Origin of the sequence: Achromobacter sp. DH1f (genome assembly GCF_000633435.1) — a bacterium.
Taxonomy (GTDB): domain Bacteria; phylum Pseudomonadota; class Gammaproteobacteria; order Burkholderiales; family Burkholderiaceae_B; genus Achromobacter; species Achromobacter deleyi.
In genome coordinates this window covers 324494-339823 of sequence record NZ_AYMF01000006.1, presented here as the reverse complement: position 1 = coordinate 339823, position 15330 = coordinate 324494, and the positions used below count along the sequence as shown (strand labels likewise).

Below are 15330 nucleotides of genomic sequence, written 5' to 3'. Positions count from 1 at the left end.
CCGGGCGACACCTCTCTCCTCTACCCCTGAGTCGCCGGCTCACTCACCAGGCGATACGCCAGCGCGCCAATGATTGCCCCGGCGATCGGCGCGACCCAGAACAGCCACAGTTGCTCCAGCGCCCAGCCGCCCACGAACAATGCCGGGCCGGTGGATCGCGCCGGGTTCACCGACGTATTGGTGACGGGAATGCTGACCAGGTGGATCAGCGTCAAGGCCAGACCGATGGGGATGGCGGCAAAGCCCGCCGGGGCGCGTTTGGCAGTGGCGCCCAGGATCACGAACAGAAAGCCCGCGGTCATCACGACCTCGGTCACCAGCGCCGCGCCCATCGAGTATTTGCCCGGCGAATACGCGCCGTAGCCGTTGGCGGCGAAGTGGCTGCCCTTCAGGTCGAATCCGAGCTTGCCATCGGCGATGACCGCCAGCACCGCCGCTGCCGCAATGGCGCCCAGGACCTGGGCCACAACGTAAGGCAGGATTTCCCGGGCGGGGAAACGGCCGCCCGCGACCAGGCCGACGGTGACCGCGGGATTGAAGTGGCCGCCCGAAATGTGCCCGACCGCAAAGGCCATGGTCAGCACCGTCAGGCCGAATGCCAGCGCCACGCCGGCAAAGCCGATGCCCAATTGCGGAAAGCCCGCCGCCAGCACGGCCGCCCCGCAACCGCCCAGCACCAGCCAGAACGTGCCGAAGAATTCCGCGCCGCAGCGCTTTGATAGTGGGTACACGATTCGCCCTCCAAGCTGAAAACTCGATGGTCGGCCAAAGCGGCGCCGGCAACTTCAAAGCAATGCAAATTCCTTTCGATTGTTGACATTGCTATGCTTGGTGCTGTTTTCCTACCCTCACCATGACCGATGGACGCCACCACGCTATTGCTATATGTCGTCACCGTGAGCGCCGTCATGGTCAGCCCCGGCCCCTCCATGCTGCTGGCGCTGAACAACGGCGCTTGCCACGGCATGCGCGTCGCAGGCTTTGGTATTGCCGGCGCGATGTTGTCTGATTTGTTGCTGATCGGCGCGGTGGGCTGCGGCCTGGGCGCGCTGCTGCAAGCATCGGAACAATTGTTCAGCGTCGTCAAATGGGGCGGCGCGGCGTACCTGCTGTATCTGGCCTGGGCCATCTGGCATTCACCGGCGCGCGCCTTGCAGGTCAATGCGGCGCAGGTGTCCGCCACTGGCAAGAAGGCCTTTCTGCGGGCCCTGTTCGTGGGCCTGTCGAACCCCAAGGGCATCCTGTTCTTCTCGGCTTTCCTGCCGCAATTCATCCAGCCGGCCGCGCCCGTCGCGCATCAGTACGTGGTGCTGGCGCTGGTCAGCGCCGCGATCGACTGCGTGATGATGTGCCTGTATGCCTATGGCGGCCGCCACGCCATGCGCGCGTTTTCGGCCCGGGTGATGACCTGGGTCAACCGCGGCTGCGCCGGCATGCTGGCATTGCTGGCGCTGGGCTTGAGCCTGTATCGGCGCAGCGAATTACGCTGAATTACCGACGTCAAAGGCCGTTTGACATGCTGTCAACCTGACCTCGCATTGTAAAAAACACGTCGCAAGACAAGAATCCTGGAACGAGCGCGACAGCGGCGTGGCGATCCCGCCCCGCCGCCTCACGCGCCGATCCGGAGACATGCGCATGACCCAGGGCAACACCGTACGATCCCGCCGCCGTTGGCTGACGGGCAGCGCACTGGCCCTGCTGGGGCTGGCGCTGGCCGGCCCGCTGCACGCCGAGGCCGCATGGCCCACGAAACCCATCCGCATCATCGTGCCCTACAACGCGGGCGGCGCCACCGACATCGTGGCGCGCATGGTGGCCGAACGCCTGTCGAACCGGCTAGGGCAGCCGGTGCTGGTGGAAAACCGCGGGGGTGCATCGGGCATCATGGGCACCGATGCCGCAGCCAAGGCCGCGCCCGATGGCTATACGCTGACCGTGTCGCTCAGCTCTTCGCTGATGCAGAACCAGTTCCTTTACCACCACCTGCCTTACCAGACGCTGCGCGACTTCGTCCTGATTTCGCAGATCGCCATCGCGCCGGTGACGCTGGTGGCGCACCCGAGCGTGCCGGCCAAGGACGGTCCAGCGCTGCTGGCGTACGTTCGCGCCAATCCCGGCAAGGTGGCCTATGGATCTTGGGGCGTCGGCTCGTACGGACACCTGGGCCTGGCCTATCTCGATGCCTCGCAGCACGGCGACATGACCCATGTGGCCTACAAGGGCGAATCGGCCATGCTGCAGGACCTGATCGGCGGCCGCATCCAGCTGGCGTTCGCCAGCGCGCTGGGCACCAAGCCGTATATCGACAACGGCCGGCTCAAGCTCATCGGCGTCACCGGCGACAAGCGCATGGACGTGCTGCCCGATGCCCCCACGCTGGCCGAACAGGGCCTGCGCGAAGACGCCTACCGCCTGGTTGGCTGGGTGGCGCTGGCCGCGCCCAAGGACACGCCCGCCCCCATCGTCGCGCGCCTGGCCCGCGAAATGCACGACATGGTGCGCACGCCGCAGGTGCAGGCCCGGCTGATCGACATGGGCTTCATTCCCACGGGTAACTCGCCCACGGAATTCGTGGCGAGCTATCAGCAGGAACTGCCCGTGTGGAAGACGCTGGTGGAACAATCCGGCGCGCGGCTGGACTGACGTCCGCCACGGCCGGCCAAAAGCGCTGCGGCGCTATCGCAGCGCTTTCGGGTCCACGCTCCACAGCACCGCGTCGCTGGTCGACACCGCCACCGCGCCCTGTTTCAATGCGGCAGCCACGTCGCCCTGGTTGCAGACAAAGCCCGACGCCACGATGGGCGGCAGCGCCTTCAGGTCCTGCGGCGCCATGTGAGCCAGCATCGGCGCCGGCATGATCTGCACCAGGTTGGGGTCGCTCTGTTCCAGCGCCTTGACGCTGCGCGGCCAGGTGGACCGGTCGGTGACGAACACCTTCTGCATCGTCACCATGCCGGCGCGATTGGCACGCTGGATGGTGGCGACGCGGGTGGACACCAGGCTGGCCACGCCGATATCGGCCAGGTAGTCCACGCCGCCCTTGTCCTGCGACAGGCCTTCGCAGCTGTCGATATTGACGATGACGTACTTGCCCGCCCGATTCAAGGCGGCGATCACCGGCGCAAGCTTGCGCAGCTCGACGTTGGCCACGATGCCGATCTCGGCTGCGCTGCCCACGAAGGCGTTGATTTGCTCCGGCCCGTACAGCGTGGCAATGACCGGATGCCGCGAAAGGCATGCCCCGAGTGACCTGTCCATGTTATTGCCTGCCCTGATCGTAGAAGAGTTCGTCCGTCAGGCCGAGCTTTCCGGGGTTGAGGATGTTTTTCGGATCCAGCGCCCGCTTCACCGCGAGCAGCACCGCGAAGGCCGGCCCCAGCGATTCCCGCATATATGGCGCGCGCAGCAGGCCCACCCCATGGTGGTGGCTGAGCGCGGCATTATATTTAATCAACACCGCGTTGGCGGCGTCCCAGGCCTGCCGATACCACGTAGCCCGGTCCTCGACGGCGACTTCGCCACGCAACGAAAAATACAGGCACGCGCCGTCCCCATACGCATGCGACTGGTGCGCCGACCCGGCCAGCGTGCCTGGCACCGCATTGATGGCGGCCACGACCTCGTCGTAGATCGCGGGCAAGTCGCTCCAGCGCCCCGCCATTTCCAGCGTGTCTGCCACGAAACCCGGGCTGCGTTTGAAGCCTTCGGCGCTTTTTCCGGTCAGGTAACGGGTTTCCAGCCAGCGCTCGAACACCGCCTCGCCGTCCAGCGGTTCGCCCGTTTCGCGGCACACGGCTTCACTGATCTGCATGACGGCATCGACGACAGGCTGTGGCCCCTCGTCGGCCACCAGCAGCACGTTCAAGTCCGGCTGATTGAACTGCACCCCGCTTTCCAGTTCGTCGTACAGCCGCAGCGCCGCCGGGTTGGCGCCGCGCTGCATGATCTGGCGGCAGGCCTCCAGGCCCGCCGCGAAGGTCTTGAAGCCATAGGCGATGGCGCGACCGTAATCGGGCAGCCGGTGCAGTTTCAGGCGCACGCGCACCACCACGCCCAGCGTGCCTTCCGAACCGATGAAGACCTGTTGCAGGTCCGGCCCCAATGCTGCACGCGAATAGCCGCCCACGGTGATCAGGCTGCCGTCGGCCAGCACCACGTCCATGCCGAACACCATGTCTTCGATCTTGCCGTAGCGCGTGGACAACTGCCCTGCCCCGCGGCACGCCACCCAGCCGCCCACCGTGCTGATACCGAACGACGACGGCCAATGGCCCATCGTCAGGCCGAAATCGCGCTGGATGGTCTGTTCGAACACATCGCCGAACATGCCGGCCTCGACCTCGACGATCTGGCTTTCGCGGTCGATGCCGATCAACCGGTTCAACTGGCAGACGTCCAGCACGATGCCGCCGCGCAGCGGCAGTGCGGCGCCGGTGACGTTGCTGCGGCCGGCCGATACGGTGACGGGGATGGCAGCCGCGTGGGCGATACGCATCACGGCCTGGATCTGCGCCACGGTCGACACCTTGACGATCACCGCATGCGGCGTTGCGGGCCGGCCCGCCGTTTCGGTCATCATCGACCCGGCCCACCAGTCGCGCGTCCAGGCCACCGCGTCGGCGGTGGCGGTCAGCACCTCGTCTGCCGCGGCGCGCAGCGTCTGGATGTGCTCAGGCGTCACCGCGACCGGGTCGCGTTGCAGGCCGGCTTGCGTGCCAGGTTGCGTGCCGGTCTCGTTCAAGCCTGCCGCATAGCCCGGCGGCGTGTGTGCGCCCACCACGTAGTTGCCACGGTTGTAGCCGCGCTTGATAGCTTCTTTACTGATCACGAGTCGTCTCCCATTAGTACGGACTTTTCATGTTGGATCGCGGCGCGGTAGCCGTTCACTTGCCGCGCCACTTCGGTATCGGACAGGCCCAGTTCGGCCTGCAAAATCTGGCCCACGCGCGCCGCGGCCAGGGCCGAGGCATCGCGCGCCATCAGCCGCGCCCGCATGCGGCGCGACAGCACGTCTTCCACCGTGGCCGCCAATTCGTGGCGCACGGCGTACAGGGCCTCGGCCTCGGTATAAGGCAGCCCCGCCACCAGCGGTGCCATCAGCGCCGGGTCTTGCTGCATCAGGTCGCTGACAAAGCGCGCCTCGGTGCCGTAGCGTTCACCCAGGTGCGCCGACAGGCCGCCCGAGGCCACGATGGCCTGCGGGTCGTAGCCCGCCGCGCCCAGCAAAAAGGCGCTGGCGGTGACGCAGCGCGCCTTCTTGCCCAGCACCTTCTGCGCGGCGTCAACGGTCTGCTCGGCCATGTGGCGCGATGTCGTCAGCTTGCCGCCCACGATGGTCACCAGGCCGTCGGCTGCCACCCGGATTTCATGGTTGCGCTTGATTTCCAGCGTCTTGCCGCCCGGCGGCGCCACGAGCGGCCGGCAGCCTGCGATGCTGCCCACCACGTCTTCGGCACACAGATCGGTCTTGAGCGCCGAACGGGCGCCTTCGAGCAGGAAGTCCAGCTCGCGGCGGGTGCAATGGACGTCGTCCAGGTCGCCGTCATAGTCTTCGTCCGTCGTGCCCAGGTAGGACACGTTGCCCCACCGCGTGATGGTGGCGCGGCGGCTGCGTCCGGGCACGGGAATCGTCACGGTGCAGTCGTTGCGCACCTTCAGCCACGGCACCGCCACGTGCACGCCCTTGGCCGGACGGATGTGCAGCGCCTGCGGATCGTCCTTGCGGCTGCCGTTCCAGTCGCGCAGCCACACCCCGGTAGCCATGACGACCACTGCGGCCCGCACGCGGATTTCGGCTTGCCCGGCCTGCACGATGGCGCCGTCGACCCGGCCGTGGGCGTCTCGCGTGACCTCGACCGCCTTGGCATGGTTCAGCACGGCCGCACCATGGAAAGCCGCGGTGCGCGCGACCGCCAGCGTCAAGCGCGCGTCGTCCACCCGCGCGTCGAAATACAGGAAGCCGCCCAGCAGGCCATCCTGCTTGAAGGTCGGGCAATGCGACAGCACCTCGGCCGGTGTCAGCTTCTGATGCAGGATGCCTTCGCGCCAGCCGCCTGCCAGGTCGTAGGTCCACAGCAGGCTTTCGAAGGCCTTGGCCAGCCGCTTGTCGAACACCCCGTCGCGTTCCAGGATGGGAAACAGGAAAGGCAAGCGCTGCACCAGGTGCCGGGCATTGCGGCGCAGCCGCTGGCGCTCGTGCAGCGAATGGCGCACCAGCCCCAGGTTGCCCTGTTCGATGTAGCGCAGCCCGCCGTGCACCATCTTCGAAGACTTCGACGACGTGCCCGACGCAAAGTCGTCTTTTTCCACCAGCGCCACGCGATAGCCGCGCAGGCTGGCATCCAGCGCGGCGTAGGCGCCCGTGATGCCGCCGCCGATGATCAACATATCGAACTGCTCGCTGCCCAACCGGTCCGACTGCTCCTGGCGGACCAGCCGCAACGGTTCGGTGCGGGTCATGCCGGCCCGGTCCTTCCTGGGCTTTCTTGATGGCCACCCGATCATGTGCGCAATGCCTCCTGCTTGTCGTGGGGGTACAGGCCCGCATGGGCCAATTCGGATTCAACGCGCGAATGCCACAGCGCCCGCCGCCGGGCGCGCGCGTCGGCCGCCAGCGATGGCAGGAACACCGCGTCGGTGGCGGCGGTATCGCGCGCCGCCTGCAACGACGGCCAGAACAGGCCCGAGGCGCCTGCCAGGAACGCCACGCCGCGCAGGCTGGCGCGGTCGGCTTCCTGCATGCGGCGTATCGGAATGCCCAGCAGGTCCGCCTGGATGCGCAGAAGCGGATCGCTGCACGACAGGCCGCCCCCGACCACCAGTTCCGACACCTGCACGCCCGACACTTCCTCGTCCGCCTCGATGCAGCTGGCGACGGAATGGGCGATGCCTTCCAGAATGGCGTAGGCCACCTCGGCCTGCGTGGTTGCCATGGAGATGCCAGTCAGCGACGCGCGCGCCCCGGCTTCCATGCGCGGCACCCGCAAGCCCGTCAGGGCCGGAATGAACGTCACGCCGCCGGCGGATTCGGCCGTGGCGGCCAAGGCACTGATTTCCTGCGCGTTCTGGAACCACTTCAGCTTGTCGCAGACCCAGTTCAAGGCCGATCCGGTGGTGGCGACAAACGTCTCGACCGCGAAGTGCGAGACCTGGTCCTGGCGCCGCGCGGTCATGGTCAACGAGCCTTCGTAGCGGCCGCTGTTCACGGGGGGCTGGGGCCCGATGATCAAGTCGACAAAGCTGCCGGTGCCGTGCACGCACATCGCCTGCCCGCGGTCCAGGCACCCCAGCCCGACGGCGCCGGCGTGCTGGTCGCCAGCCGATGCGCGGATCGGCACGGCGATGCCCAGCAGATCCGCGCGGGTATGGCCGAAGTCATCGGCTTCCTGGCGCAGGGCGGGCAGCAGTTCACGCGGAAATTCCAGCGCGTCGATCCAGTCCAGGTAATAGCAATGGTCGGCCAGCACGTAGGCGCCGGCAGACGTGGCGTTGGTAGGCGTCGTGACGCATTCGCGGCGGTCCGACAGATGCCACAGCAGCCAGGTATCGACCGTGCCGAATGCCAGCCGCCTTTCGCGCCAGGCCTGCGCCACCGCGGGCGTATCGCGCAGGTGGCGCGCGGCCCACAGATACGGCGAACGCACGCCAGCCGGACGCCCCACCTGCGCAAGCAGACGCGCATTCCAGGCCGGGGCCAGGCGATCGAGTTCATCGACGTAGCGCGTGTCCTGCCACACCATCGCCGGCACCAACGCACGACCGGTGGTGGTGTCCCACAGCACCGACGTCGCGCGTTGCGTGGCCAGCGCCAGCGCCGCAATCTCGCGGCCATCCTGGCGCGCCTGTTCGACGACCTGGCGGCATACCTGCACCGTCCGTTCCAGAATGGCGTTGGCGTCCTGCTCGACCACGCCAGGTCGCGGCGTATCGACCTGGAGCGACAGGTACTGCTGCCCCGATACATGGCCGTCGCCCGACACCAGGGCCGCGCGGGTCCCCGAGGTGCCGGCATCGATAGCCAGGATCACGTCTTTGTGCATAGTGTCTCCGTCCGTCATCGCGCCGTTTTCCCCAAGACGGGGTCCAGCGCGGGCAGGGTCTCGTCGCCCTTGAATTGCGGGGCCCCGGCCTCGTTGTCGGGATTGATCCCGCTGCGGGTGGGGTCCCATTTGATGGCAAAGCAGATGATGCTGGCGATGAGCGGCACCACCGACAGAATCAGGAAGGTCTTCTCCAGCCCGTAGTTTTCGCGAAACAGCGGAAACACCAGCAGCCCGACCGCCGCGCCAATCGAACCCAGTGCGCCGATGACGCCGTTGGCGCCGGCTCGCAATTCACCGCGGAACGACAGCGACGACAGGCTCTTGCCGTTGGCGCCCGGCCCGCCGGAATGGAACAGGATGAAAAGCGACGGCACCACCACCGCCAGCCACATCGGCATCTTGCCGTGGAAGGTGCCCAGGATGAGCAGCATCAGGAACACGGCGGCAAACCCGAACGCCGACGCGCGCCGCAGACCCAGCTTGCGGCCGATGTAGGGCGACATGAAGCCGCCGAAAATGCCGAACACGTTGAACACCAGCGCGCCCACCGTGGCATAGACGAAGTCCTTGCCGAACAGCGCCGCGCTGATCAGCGGCAGGTACCAGCCCACCGCGAAATACTGGATCGACTGCCCGATCTGCACCGTGGCCGCCAGGATGGTGCGCGGCAGATACACGCCACGAAAGATCAGCAGCACGTTGGCCAGCCCGCGCCGGGCCTGATTGGCCACCGGTACGCGTTCGGCCAATGGCGCGGCGGTGAATGGCTGCGCGTAGATGCGCGTCATCGCCGCGGCGGCCTCGTCGACCCGCTCCTTGCGCGCCAGCCAGATCGGGCTTTCGACCATGAAGCGCAGCTGCAGCAGCAGGATGGTCACGGCGAATACCGCGGTGGCCGCCACCGAATAGCGCCAGATCGCGTCGCCCACGTCCCACGAATAGAACAGCAGCGCCAGCAGCAGGTTGGTGCAGACCGCCGTGTACCACATGCCCTGCCAGGTATTGAGCCGGCTCTTGAACTTGACCGGCGTGAACTCGGCCAGCACCGCCATCGCAATCGCGAAGTCGATGCCATAGGCCGCGCCCACGAAGAACCGGCCCGCCAGGATCACCTCGAACGACGGCGCAAACACCACCAGCAGCGCGCCGATCAGCGCCAGCAGCTTGGCTGCGATCAGCGGCCGCATGCGGCCCCAGCGATCCGCCATCCAGCCGCCGATGGGGTTGAACGCGATCGCCACCCATGAGGCAAACGAGGTCATCAGCGCCACCTGGCCGGCCGTCAGGCCAAGGTTGCGCGTCATGGGTCCGAGGCCCGCGCTCAGCGCGGAATTGGCGAATGCGTCCAGGAACAGGCCACCCAGGGCGAGCCACCAGATAAGGCCGGCTCGGCCCACGATGCCCGGACGAGAATCGATGTAGGCGATGACATCGTCGATGCCACGCAGCTTGACGGATGTTGATTGCACGACTGTCTCCTCTTGGAATTATTTCTGTAAGAGGTCGACGCAACGTGCACGCGATAAAAGACCATCTTACAGATGGTCTTTTATCTAAATCTGTGCGGTGACTTTATGGACTAACCCGATGAGTGTCAAGCAGGAGAAACACCAATCCGCGGCAGGCGGTATGCTTGGCCTGCACGCCAATTCGCGCGCGTGTTCACCCTGTTCAAAACCCCTGGATTGCCCTTCGCGCCGCCATGATCCGACACGCTTTCGCGCTGACTTTGATGCTGTCTCCCGTCCTGACCCTGGCCGCCCCGCCGGACTACATGGACCAGTACGACCGCTGCCTGAAAGACGCCGGCGCCGTCAACAACGGCACCGTCGAAGCGTGCTCCGGCGCGGTATCGTCCGCGGCCAAGCGCGAGATCAACGCCCAGTACGCCAAGATCCACGCGCGCCTGGCCACCGAGTTTCCGGACGACGCCGTCAAGCTCGAAGAAGCCCAGAAGGCCTGGCTGGTCTACCGCAACGGCCACTGCTCGCTGGCCGGCGCACACGTCGGGTCGCCAATGTATGGCTACTGCCCGATGCTGCTCAACGCCAATCGCGCCAGCGAACTGCGCGAGCTGGCGGGCGATTAGCGTTGCCATGCACGGCGCCCAGACCGACGGAGGCGCGTCATCGGCCGCTTGCCGGAACCCCGCGACATTGGTACCTTTGCTGCGTCCCCTCTTTCTTACAGGACTGCGCACCCATGACCATCGTCGTCTACGCCGCCAACGCCCGCGCCCTTTGGGAAACCATCCAGGCGGACATCGCGCCCATCGGCGCCAAGACCAGTACGGGCGGCAACACCTGGCGCAAGGATGACAGCGCCCGCGCCACCAAGATCTACCGCGCCACGCCCACCGGCCAGCACGACGAGCGCGCGTATTTCGTGGGCACGGTGCGCACTGGGCAGTTGATGCTGCTGGACCTCTTGCCCGGCACCGAGCCCTTGAACTGGTCATTGTTCGGCGCGCTGCACGGCCATATGTCCGGCATGCTGCTGGCCACCTACCCCGACGCCATCCTGTCGCTGAACCTGTTCCCCAACAAGCCGGCGCCTGAATAAGGACATCCCGTTTTGCTGCTGTTTTCCGTTTGCGTGCTGACGGCGCTGTCACTGGCCGCGTTGCTGTGGCGCATCTCGCGCCGTCCTGCCGGCAAGACGCCCGGCGATATCTTGCGCGGCGCGGCTGGCGGCGCCGGCCTGTTTGTCGCCCTGGGGCCGCCTGTGGGGGTTGGCGCTTTTGCGCTGCTGGTAACCGTCGCAGCCCTGGACCTGGAAGCGCTCAAGAACCTGCCGATGATGATTTTCCTGGTGCCCTATTCCTACCTCTTCGGCGGGGTGCCTGCCTTGCTGTCCGGCGTGGTGGCCGGCGCCTTTCGACCGGCCCGCGTGTCCTGGCGTTCGTACTGCTGGCCAGGTCTGCTGGGCGGGTTGTACGCCACGGTTTTTCAACTGGGATTCGGATCACGCGACTACTCGTGGTCGGATCTGACGGCGCTGTTGCTCATGGGGGGATTGCCGGGGCTGGTCGGCGGCGTGGCGTGCGCCCGGGTGCTCTACGGCAAACCGCCAGGCGCGGCCGCGCAGCCCGTCCCGCCCACCTGACACGGACACCACGTCGTACTTGTCCCGGCATTACAATTCCCGCCGATTGCATCGCACTCCGATTCTTCTCAGGAAGCCCCATGAAGATCTCCCTGTCCCATCTGCTGGCCGCCCTGGCCGCAAGCCTGTGCGCCGCGACGGCCTTGGCCGCTTCAGCTGGCGATAACGCCGTTGCCGCCGCCCAAGCCCAACTCACCCGCATGACGCCCGCCTCGAAGATCGAGTGCCGTGCCGACGGCTACGGCGGCGCGAGCTGCACCGCGGATGGCTTTTCCGTGAACGTCGGCAACTGCGGCGAAGGCGCCGCGTTCGGCTCGATCGCGGCCGATGGCGGCCTGGACCTGAACGACCGCATCGACGGCGAAGGCAACCCCGTGGCCCACGTGCAGGACCGCCAGTTCGTCTGCATCCCCGCCATGGCGCGCAAGGGCGAGACCCAGCGCCACTACGTCATCGTCGTGCCCACCGCCAGCGTGCCGGAATGCCGCGACAACAGCCTGTGCAAGGACGCCGACCTGCCGGTGCAATGGAAGACGCCGCCAAGCGGCAAGGCGTGCCAGCGGGGCAAAGATGGCGACTATGCTGGTGACTGCGCCGCGGGCTGGGTGGACGTGGGCCAGATCGACCAGTACGACACGCTGGCGCCGATGCCGGCCAAGTCCGCCAAGTGAACGCGATGAAGCGCGTTGGCGCCTTGGCCTGCCTGCCCTTGGCTGCAGGTTTTGCGATGATCTCGGGGTTGGTTCATTCGGCATACGCCGCGGCCACGTCCAGCGTGGCCGTCCAGCCCAACCCCGACACGTCGCGGCGCATCGGCATCATAGCCACCGTCGAGGGCGCGCCGGGTCCGTTCGACCGTGTCGACGGCCATGCCGACTACCGCGTCAGCAATGCCGCCTGCACGCCGTTGACGCCCGTGACGGGCGCGACCGTCGTGCCCGAACAGCGTGTGGCGGTCACGTTTGATCGCCAAGCGGACGGCACCTTCCGTGCCGAGGTCGTGCTGGCCCCGTTCCGCGACGAAGATTATTTCGGCCAAGGCGTCTGCCATTGGGCGCTGGCGGGCGTGGTCGCCGACTTTCATCGCGGCCCGGTGGATTTCAGCCCCGCGATCGGCCTGACCGACAGTCAAAGCCCCCGCACGGTGGTGAAGCATTTCTCGAACAAGTCGTATGCCGCCGCAGACAATGCGCGGATCGACATCGGCGCCGACAGCCCATCCGCCTACAAGGACCCGCAAGCCACCTTCGCCATTCGGCTCCGGGCGGAACCGGTCACGCGTTAGGGCTCGCTGCTGCCAGCCGGGTTTCAGTTGCCGGCCGCGCGGCGCAGCCGTTCCATTTCAGCTCGGTTCAAGCGCTTGGCTTCCGCCTCGGCATAGTCGCGCTCGCCGGGCTCGTATTTGCCGTCGTAAAGACAGCTGGTGATCCGGCATTCCAGCGATACGCGAGAAGCGGGCGAACCTGAGGGTGAACCGGGATTGGGGGAAGACCAGGGCGACGGGGTGGATGAAGAACAGCCGGACACCAGGGCGGCGCACAACAGCAGGACGCTGCTGCGGCAAAGCATTTGAATCGACATTTACCCTCGCTGGAAAAACAGACTTGACCCGTCTTTATAGCAAGCCTGGATGGCGGATAAAAGCGCGGGCGGCGTCTCGCAACCGCCCCCATTTCACTACGGGTGTTTGAGCATGTCGTCGCGGCTGTGCTCGGCCCTGGACGCACCAATTGCGGTTTCCACTTTTTTGACTTCTTCAGGCGGCGGCAGCACAGCAGGAAACCCCAGCGCTTCAATCCACAGTTCGCGCGTCCAGCCCTGGGTGTGATACAGGTGATGATCTTCGTCCTTTTCCACGGCGTCGTACGCCTTCTTCAGGATCGCGGATTCAGACCCTGAAAGCTTGTCGGCAACCCGTCCAATCAGCTCCCAATTCTGGTGGTCCTTGGTTTCAGCCAGCACTACGCATTCCCCCGCCACAATCTGGGCTGCGGACAGGTCCCCACCTTTTTTTGCCATCTCCATGGCCGCGACCAGGCTGTCGCCATGGTGCTTGACGATTTTTCGGCTGGGCGCCGGTGTCGCCGGATCCAACCCCAGTTCTTCGAATACGGTCAACAACACCTGCTTGTGTGTTTTGGTTTCGTCCAGATAGCCCTGCCATTCCTTGCGTAAATCGTCATTGACCACACAGGAGAGCGCAGTGGTGTAGACGTTGATTCCCCCTATTTCCGTCTCCAAAGCCTGAAATAGCAGGTCGTGAATTTTCTCGGTATTGCCTTTCCTGGATGCAGCCATGATGGGAACTCCTCGGTGAATCGACACATGCGCCGAACGGCGTCATGCGAGAAGCCCAGCAAGCGCCGATCCCGTTAGAAACCAGGATCGCGCGAACTTTCGCTGCAAGGTATATTTCTGTCAGAAAAATAGCAGCGCATGAATTCCCAGGAGCGGGCAACCATGAGAGTTTTGCTTTATTGGGTAATGATCGCCATCATAGTGGTCTGCCTGATACTCGCCATTAGCGATCTGGTCAGACTCTCGCGGAATCACTTCAAAAATCGCGGGCAGCCCTTCGCCAAAGAAGCGCTGTATTGCCAAAAGTTCCAAACCCATATCGCGATCGGCATCATCGTGGCTGGGATCATTACGCTGTATTTGCGCCACTACTGACTTGTCACGGTCTTTCTGCGCTTCTTTCCGTGGCGACGTGAAAACCAGAACGAGAGTATCCCCGCCACGATCACGGCCGGCAGTATTCCCGAGCTGATTTCCCCAGCGAGTCCGCCTCGGGCGTAGGCAAGCTCCAGGTCTTCGCTGGGTTGGAATAGCTCGAAATACCCCAGCAGACCGACCGGGATCGCGACCATGGCAATCAGCAAGGTCCAGAAAGCGACTCGCGCGCCATTCATCTGCGGCGCTCGCGCGGCTGAATTGACCGCTTTGCCGATCATCATCAAGACGGCCAGCGTGAGGAAACTGCACAGGACAAAAACGGATGCGGCGCTCATGCCGTGAAAACCTCCAGAAAATACATTCGAATGGGCCGGCGGGGCTCGGCCAGGATCTACCCGCGTCGTCATTTGATACCAGGGAAAAAGTGAGGTTGTGTGAGAAAATGACAAAACCAAACTAAAAATCAGCGCCGGAACAACAATGAGTACGCAAGAAAGGTCGCGAAAAGCGGCCCAGATAATGTCGGTCTGCGCGTGGCTGATTTTGCTCATGGGCGTGATTCCCACTTGGTTCGGACTGGACCTGTCCATTCCCACGGATGTGGGCGTCGTCATGGGTATTGCCCTTTTCACACTGATCCAGGGTACGGCCTGGGTCCTGGCGAAACGCTCCGGCCATTCCGAATTCATCGGATCGCTCTTGATGTGCACACTCTGGACGCTGTATTTCAAATTCTCCAACCGCGTGCACAACACGTATTTTGGGTATGTGGCGCCAGCCGAGCGCGTAATGCCCACTGAAAAGACGGCCTGACCGGTTCTTCCTCAGATCCATCCTCACATCAACAGAGAATCCCGTGTCAGACAACAGCCCCGGCCTGTACCAGCGCAGCCTCGGTGCAACGGTGGCGCAGCCGGCGCCTGCACTATCCACTACCGGCACCGAACAACCGGCTTCGTCTGCCGCCCTGCGATTTCCGCCGCCGGAGGTCGTACCGCCTTGGGCGCACTTCTGGCTGCTTTTCGCGCTTTATGCCGTTCTGGCCATCGGCCTTTTCCGCAAGATCGGCACGCCCGCCCACAAGGGATTGCGCGTGCTTCGCCGTCTTCTGTTGATATGGGTGGGCGTCTATTGCTTTGCGGGCGTGGCGTCCATCAAGAAAGGAAGCATCTTCGTGGCGATGAGCATACTGTCGTCGGTGGGGCCCGCCATCTTGATCCTCGCCGTCTGGTCCTTGCTCGCGGCGTGCCTGCGGCGCTTGTCTGCGCGATGAGCGCGAGCCCTTCCTTCAGTGCGAAGGGTAACGCCCCGCTGGTCTGATGGGTGACATCTACGAGGAATTGCTGGCCGGCTTGGCCATAGAACCCTGCCTGCAGGAACGGGACCAGGACGTCCAGGAGTTGATGGAAGCGCCGCACAAGCTGCGCAAGGGCATGGTAACGAGGTAACGCAAGGCGAGCCGCCGATCCGTCCCGCGTTAAACTCCTCGGGCCAACGACAACAA

At 65.1% G+C, this 15330-nt stretch carries 19 protein-coding genes; 10 read left to right on the top strand and 9 right to left on the bottom strand.

From position 1 onward, the window contains the following. Window positions 1–20: 20 nt before the first annotated feature. Window positions 21–731, bottom strand: a complete 711-nt coding sequence (gene aqpZ, locus U858_RS0104340; protein WP_025135965.1) for an aquaporin Z — start codon at window positions 729–731, stop codon at window positions 21–23. A gap of 129 nt (window positions 732–860) precedes the next feature. Here aqpZ and U858_RS0104335 point away from each other — a divergent pair, with 129 nt between their 5' ends. Together U858_RS0104335 and U858_RS0104330 are read left to right on the top strand one after the other, a co-directional pair. After that, entirely contained in the window at window positions 861–1490 is a 630-nt protein-coding gene (locus tag U858_RS0104335; protein WP_025135964.1) for a LysE family translocator, read from the top strand. Between the two features lie 148 nt (window positions 1491–1638). Beyond that, on the top strand, window positions 1639–2646 hold the full coding sequence (locus U858_RS0104330) for a tripartite tricarboxylate transporter substrate binding protein (RefSeq protein WP_115596925.1): 1008 nt from the start codon (window positions 1639–1641) through the stop codon (window positions 2644–2646). A gap of 33 nt (window positions 2647–2679) precedes the next feature. Here the strand turns inward: U858_RS0104330 and U858_RS0104325 are convergent, their stop codons facing one another. Genes U858_RS0104325 through U858_RS0104305 form a run of 5 tightly spaced genes read right to left on the bottom strand, consistent with a single transcriptional unit; the run spans window position 2680 to window position 9514 of the window. Then, window positions 2680–3261 (bottom strand): glycerol-3-phosphate responsive antiterminator, encoded by a 582-nt coding sequence (locus U858_RS0104325; RefSeq protein ID WP_025135962.1) that lies wholly within the window; start codon window positions 3259–3261, stop codon window positions 2680–2682. 1 nt (window position 3262) lies between these two features. Continuing rightward, the gene (locus U858_RS0104320) at window positions 3263–4831 is read right to left on the bottom strand and encodes an FAD-binding oxidoreductase (protein WP_025135961.1); all 1569 of its coding nucleotides are present in this window, start codon (window positions 4829–4831) and stop codon (window positions 3263–3265) included. Beyond that, on the bottom strand, window positions 4828–6507 hold the full coding sequence (locus U858_RS0104315; protein WP_025135960.1) for a glycerol-3-phosphate dehydrogenase/oxidase: 1680 nt from the start codon (window positions 6505–6507) through the stop codon (window positions 4828–4830). Before U858_RS0104315 ends, U858_RS0104320 begins: the two co-directional genes overlap by 4 nt. Beyond that, window positions 6504–8042 (bottom strand): FGGY family carbohydrate kinase, encoded by a 1539-nt coding sequence (locus tag U858_RS0104310; protein ID WP_025135959.1) that lies wholly within the window; start codon window positions 8040–8042, stop codon window positions 6504–6506. Before U858_RS0104310 ends, U858_RS0104315 begins: the two co-directional genes overlap by 4 nt. A 14-nt stretch (window positions 8043–8056) precedes the next feature. After that, the gene (locus tag U858_RS0104305; protein WP_025135958.1) at window positions 8057–9514 is read right to left on the bottom strand and encodes a nitrate/nitrite transporter; all 1458 of its coding nucleotides are present in this window, start codon (window positions 9512–9514) and stop codon (window positions 8057–8059) included. 263 nt (window positions 9515–9777) lie between these two features. Between U858_RS0104305 and U858_RS0104300 the strand changes: the two genes are divergently transcribed. From U858_RS0104300 to U858_RS0104280, 5 genes are all read left to right on the top strand, one after another. Next, the gene (locus tag U858_RS0104300; protein WP_232786488.1) at window positions 9778–10134 is read left to right on the top strand and encodes a lysozyme inhibitor LprI family protein; all 357 of its coding nucleotides are present in this window, start codon (window positions 9778–9780) and stop codon (window positions 10132–10134) included. A 113-nt stretch (window positions 10135–10247) separates the two neighbouring features. Beyond that, the gene (locus U858_RS0104295; protein WP_025135956.1) at window positions 10248–10607 is read left to right on the top strand and encodes a hypothetical protein; all 360 of its coding nucleotides are present in this window, start codon (window positions 10248–10250) and stop codon (window positions 10605–10607) included. Window positions 10608–10619: 12 nt separating this feature from the next. Then, a complete protein-coding gene (locus tag U858_RS0104290) occupies window positions 10620–11150 on the top strand; it encodes a hypothetical protein (protein ID WP_025135955.1) in 531 nt (176 codons plus the stop codon). 80 nt (window positions 11151–11230) lie between these two features. Beyond that, a complete protein-coding gene (locus tag U858_RS34195; protein WP_025135954.1) occupies window positions 11231–11821 on the top strand; it encodes a hypothetical protein in 591 nt (196 codons plus the stop codon). A 5-nt stretch (window positions 11822–11826) separates the two neighbouring features. After that, window positions 11827–12435, top strand: a complete 609-nt coding sequence (locus U858_RS0104280; protein ID WP_025135953.1) for a hypothetical protein — start codon at window positions 11827–11829, stop codon at window positions 12433–12435. 23 nt (window positions 12436–12458) lie between these two features. Here the strand turns inward: U858_RS0104280 and U858_RS34675 are convergent, their stop codons facing one another. Both U858_RS34675 and U858_RS0104275 read right to left on the bottom strand, forming a co-directional pair. Beyond that, window positions 12459–12731 (bottom strand): hypothetical protein, encoded by a 273-nt coding sequence (locus U858_RS34675; protein WP_081821534.1) that lies wholly within the window; start codon window positions 12729–12731, stop codon window positions 12459–12461. A gap of 96 nt (window positions 12732–12827) precedes the next feature. Beyond that, entirely contained in the window at window positions 12828–13448 is a 621-nt protein-coding gene (locus U858_RS0104275) for a ferritin-like domain-containing protein (RefSeq protein WP_025135952.1), read from the bottom strand. 162 nt (window positions 13449–13610) lie between these two features. Between U858_RS0104275 and U858_RS0104270 the strand changes: the two genes are divergently transcribed. After that, window positions 13611–13823 (top strand): hypothetical protein, encoded by a 213-nt coding sequence (locus tag U858_RS0104270; RefSeq protein WP_157838773.1) that lies wholly within the window; start codon window positions 13611–13613, stop codon window positions 13821–13823. Here the strand turns inward: U858_RS0104270 and U858_RS35565 are convergent. Beyond that, window positions 13817–14377, bottom strand: coding sequence for a hypothetical protein (locus U858_RS35565; RefSeq protein ID WP_157838772.1), 561 nt, complete (start codon window positions 14375–14377; stop codon window positions 13817–13819). The genes U858_RS0104270 and U858_RS35565 overlap by 7 nt on opposite strands. Between U858_RS35565 and U858_RS0104260 the strand changes: the two genes are divergently transcribed. Further along, window positions 14376–14639 (top strand): DUF2569 family protein, encoded by a 264-nt coding sequence (locus tag U858_RS0104260; RefSeq protein WP_157838771.1) that lies wholly within the window; start codon window positions 14376–14378, stop codon window positions 14637–14639. The two genes, U858_RS35565 and U858_RS0104260, sit on opposite strands and share 2 nt — an antisense overlap. Before the next feature lie 43 nt (window positions 14640–14682). Continuing rightward, the gene (locus tag U858_RS34190) at window positions 14683–15099 is read left to right on the top strand and encodes a hypothetical protein (RefSeq protein WP_025135948.1); all 417 of its coding nucleotides are present in this window, start codon (window positions 14683–14685) and stop codon (window positions 15097–15099) included. The last annotated feature ends 231 nt before the right edge of the window (window positions 15100–15330 follow it).

Excerpts from the sequence above, each read along its gene's own strand:
- U858_RS0104300 (WP_232786488.1), top strand. The coding sequence starts at position 9,778 with ATGCTGTCTCCCGTCCTGACCCTGGCCGCCCCGCCGGACTACATGGAC.
- U858_RS0104295 (WP_025135956.1), top strand. The coding sequence starts at position 10,248 with ATGACCATCGTCGTCTACGCCGCCAACGCCCGCGCCCTTTGGGAAACC.
- U858_RS0104260 (WP_157838771.1), top strand. The coding sequence starts at position 14,376 with ATGGGCGTGATTCCCACTTGGTTCGGACTGGACCTGTCCATTCCCACG.
- U858_RS0104310 (WP_025135959.1), bottom strand. The coding sequence starts at position 8,042 with ATGCACAAAGACGTGATCCTGGCTATCGATGCCGGCACCTCGGGGACC.
- U858_RS0104330 (WP_115596925.1), top strand. The coding sequence starts at position 1,639 with ATGACCCAGGGCAACACCGTACGATCCCGCCGCCGTTGGCTGACGGGC.
- U858_RS0104280 (WP_025135953.1), top strand. The coding sequence starts at position 11,827 with ATGAAGCGCGTTGGCGCCTTGGCCTGCCTGCCCTTGGCTGCAGGTTTT.
- U858_RS35565 (WP_157838772.1), bottom strand. The coding sequence starts at position 14,377 with ATGAGCAAAATCAGCCACGCGCAGACCGACATTATCTGGGCCGCTTTT.
- U858_RS34195 (WP_025135954.1), top strand. The coding sequence starts at position 11,231 with ATGAAGATCTCCCTGTCCCATCTGCTGGCCGCCCTGGCCGCAAGCCTG.
- U858_RS0104335 (WP_025135964.1), top strand. The coding sequence starts at position 861 with ATGGACGCCACCACGCTATTGCTATATGTCGTCACCGTGAGCGCCGTC.
- U858_RS0104325 (WP_025135962.1), bottom strand. The coding sequence starts at position 3,261 with ATGGACAGGTCACTCGGGGCATGCCTTTCGCGGCATCCGGTCATTGCC.
- U858_RS34675 (WP_081821534.1), bottom strand. The coding sequence starts at position 12,731 with ATGTCGATTCAAATGCTTTGCCGCAGCAGCGTCCTGCTGTTGTGCGCC.
- U858_RS0104315 (WP_025135960.1), bottom strand. The coding sequence starts at position 6,507 with ATGATCGGGTGGCCATCAAGAAAGCCCAGGAAGGACCGGGCCGGCATG.
- U858_RS0104270 (WP_157838773.1), top strand. The coding sequence starts at position 13,611 with ATGAGAGTTTTGCTTTATTGGGTAATGATCGCCATCATAGTGGTCTGC.
- U858_RS0104275 (WP_025135952.1), bottom strand. The coding sequence starts at position 13,448 with ATGGCTGCATCCAGGAAAGGCAATACCGAGAAAATTCACGACCTGCTA.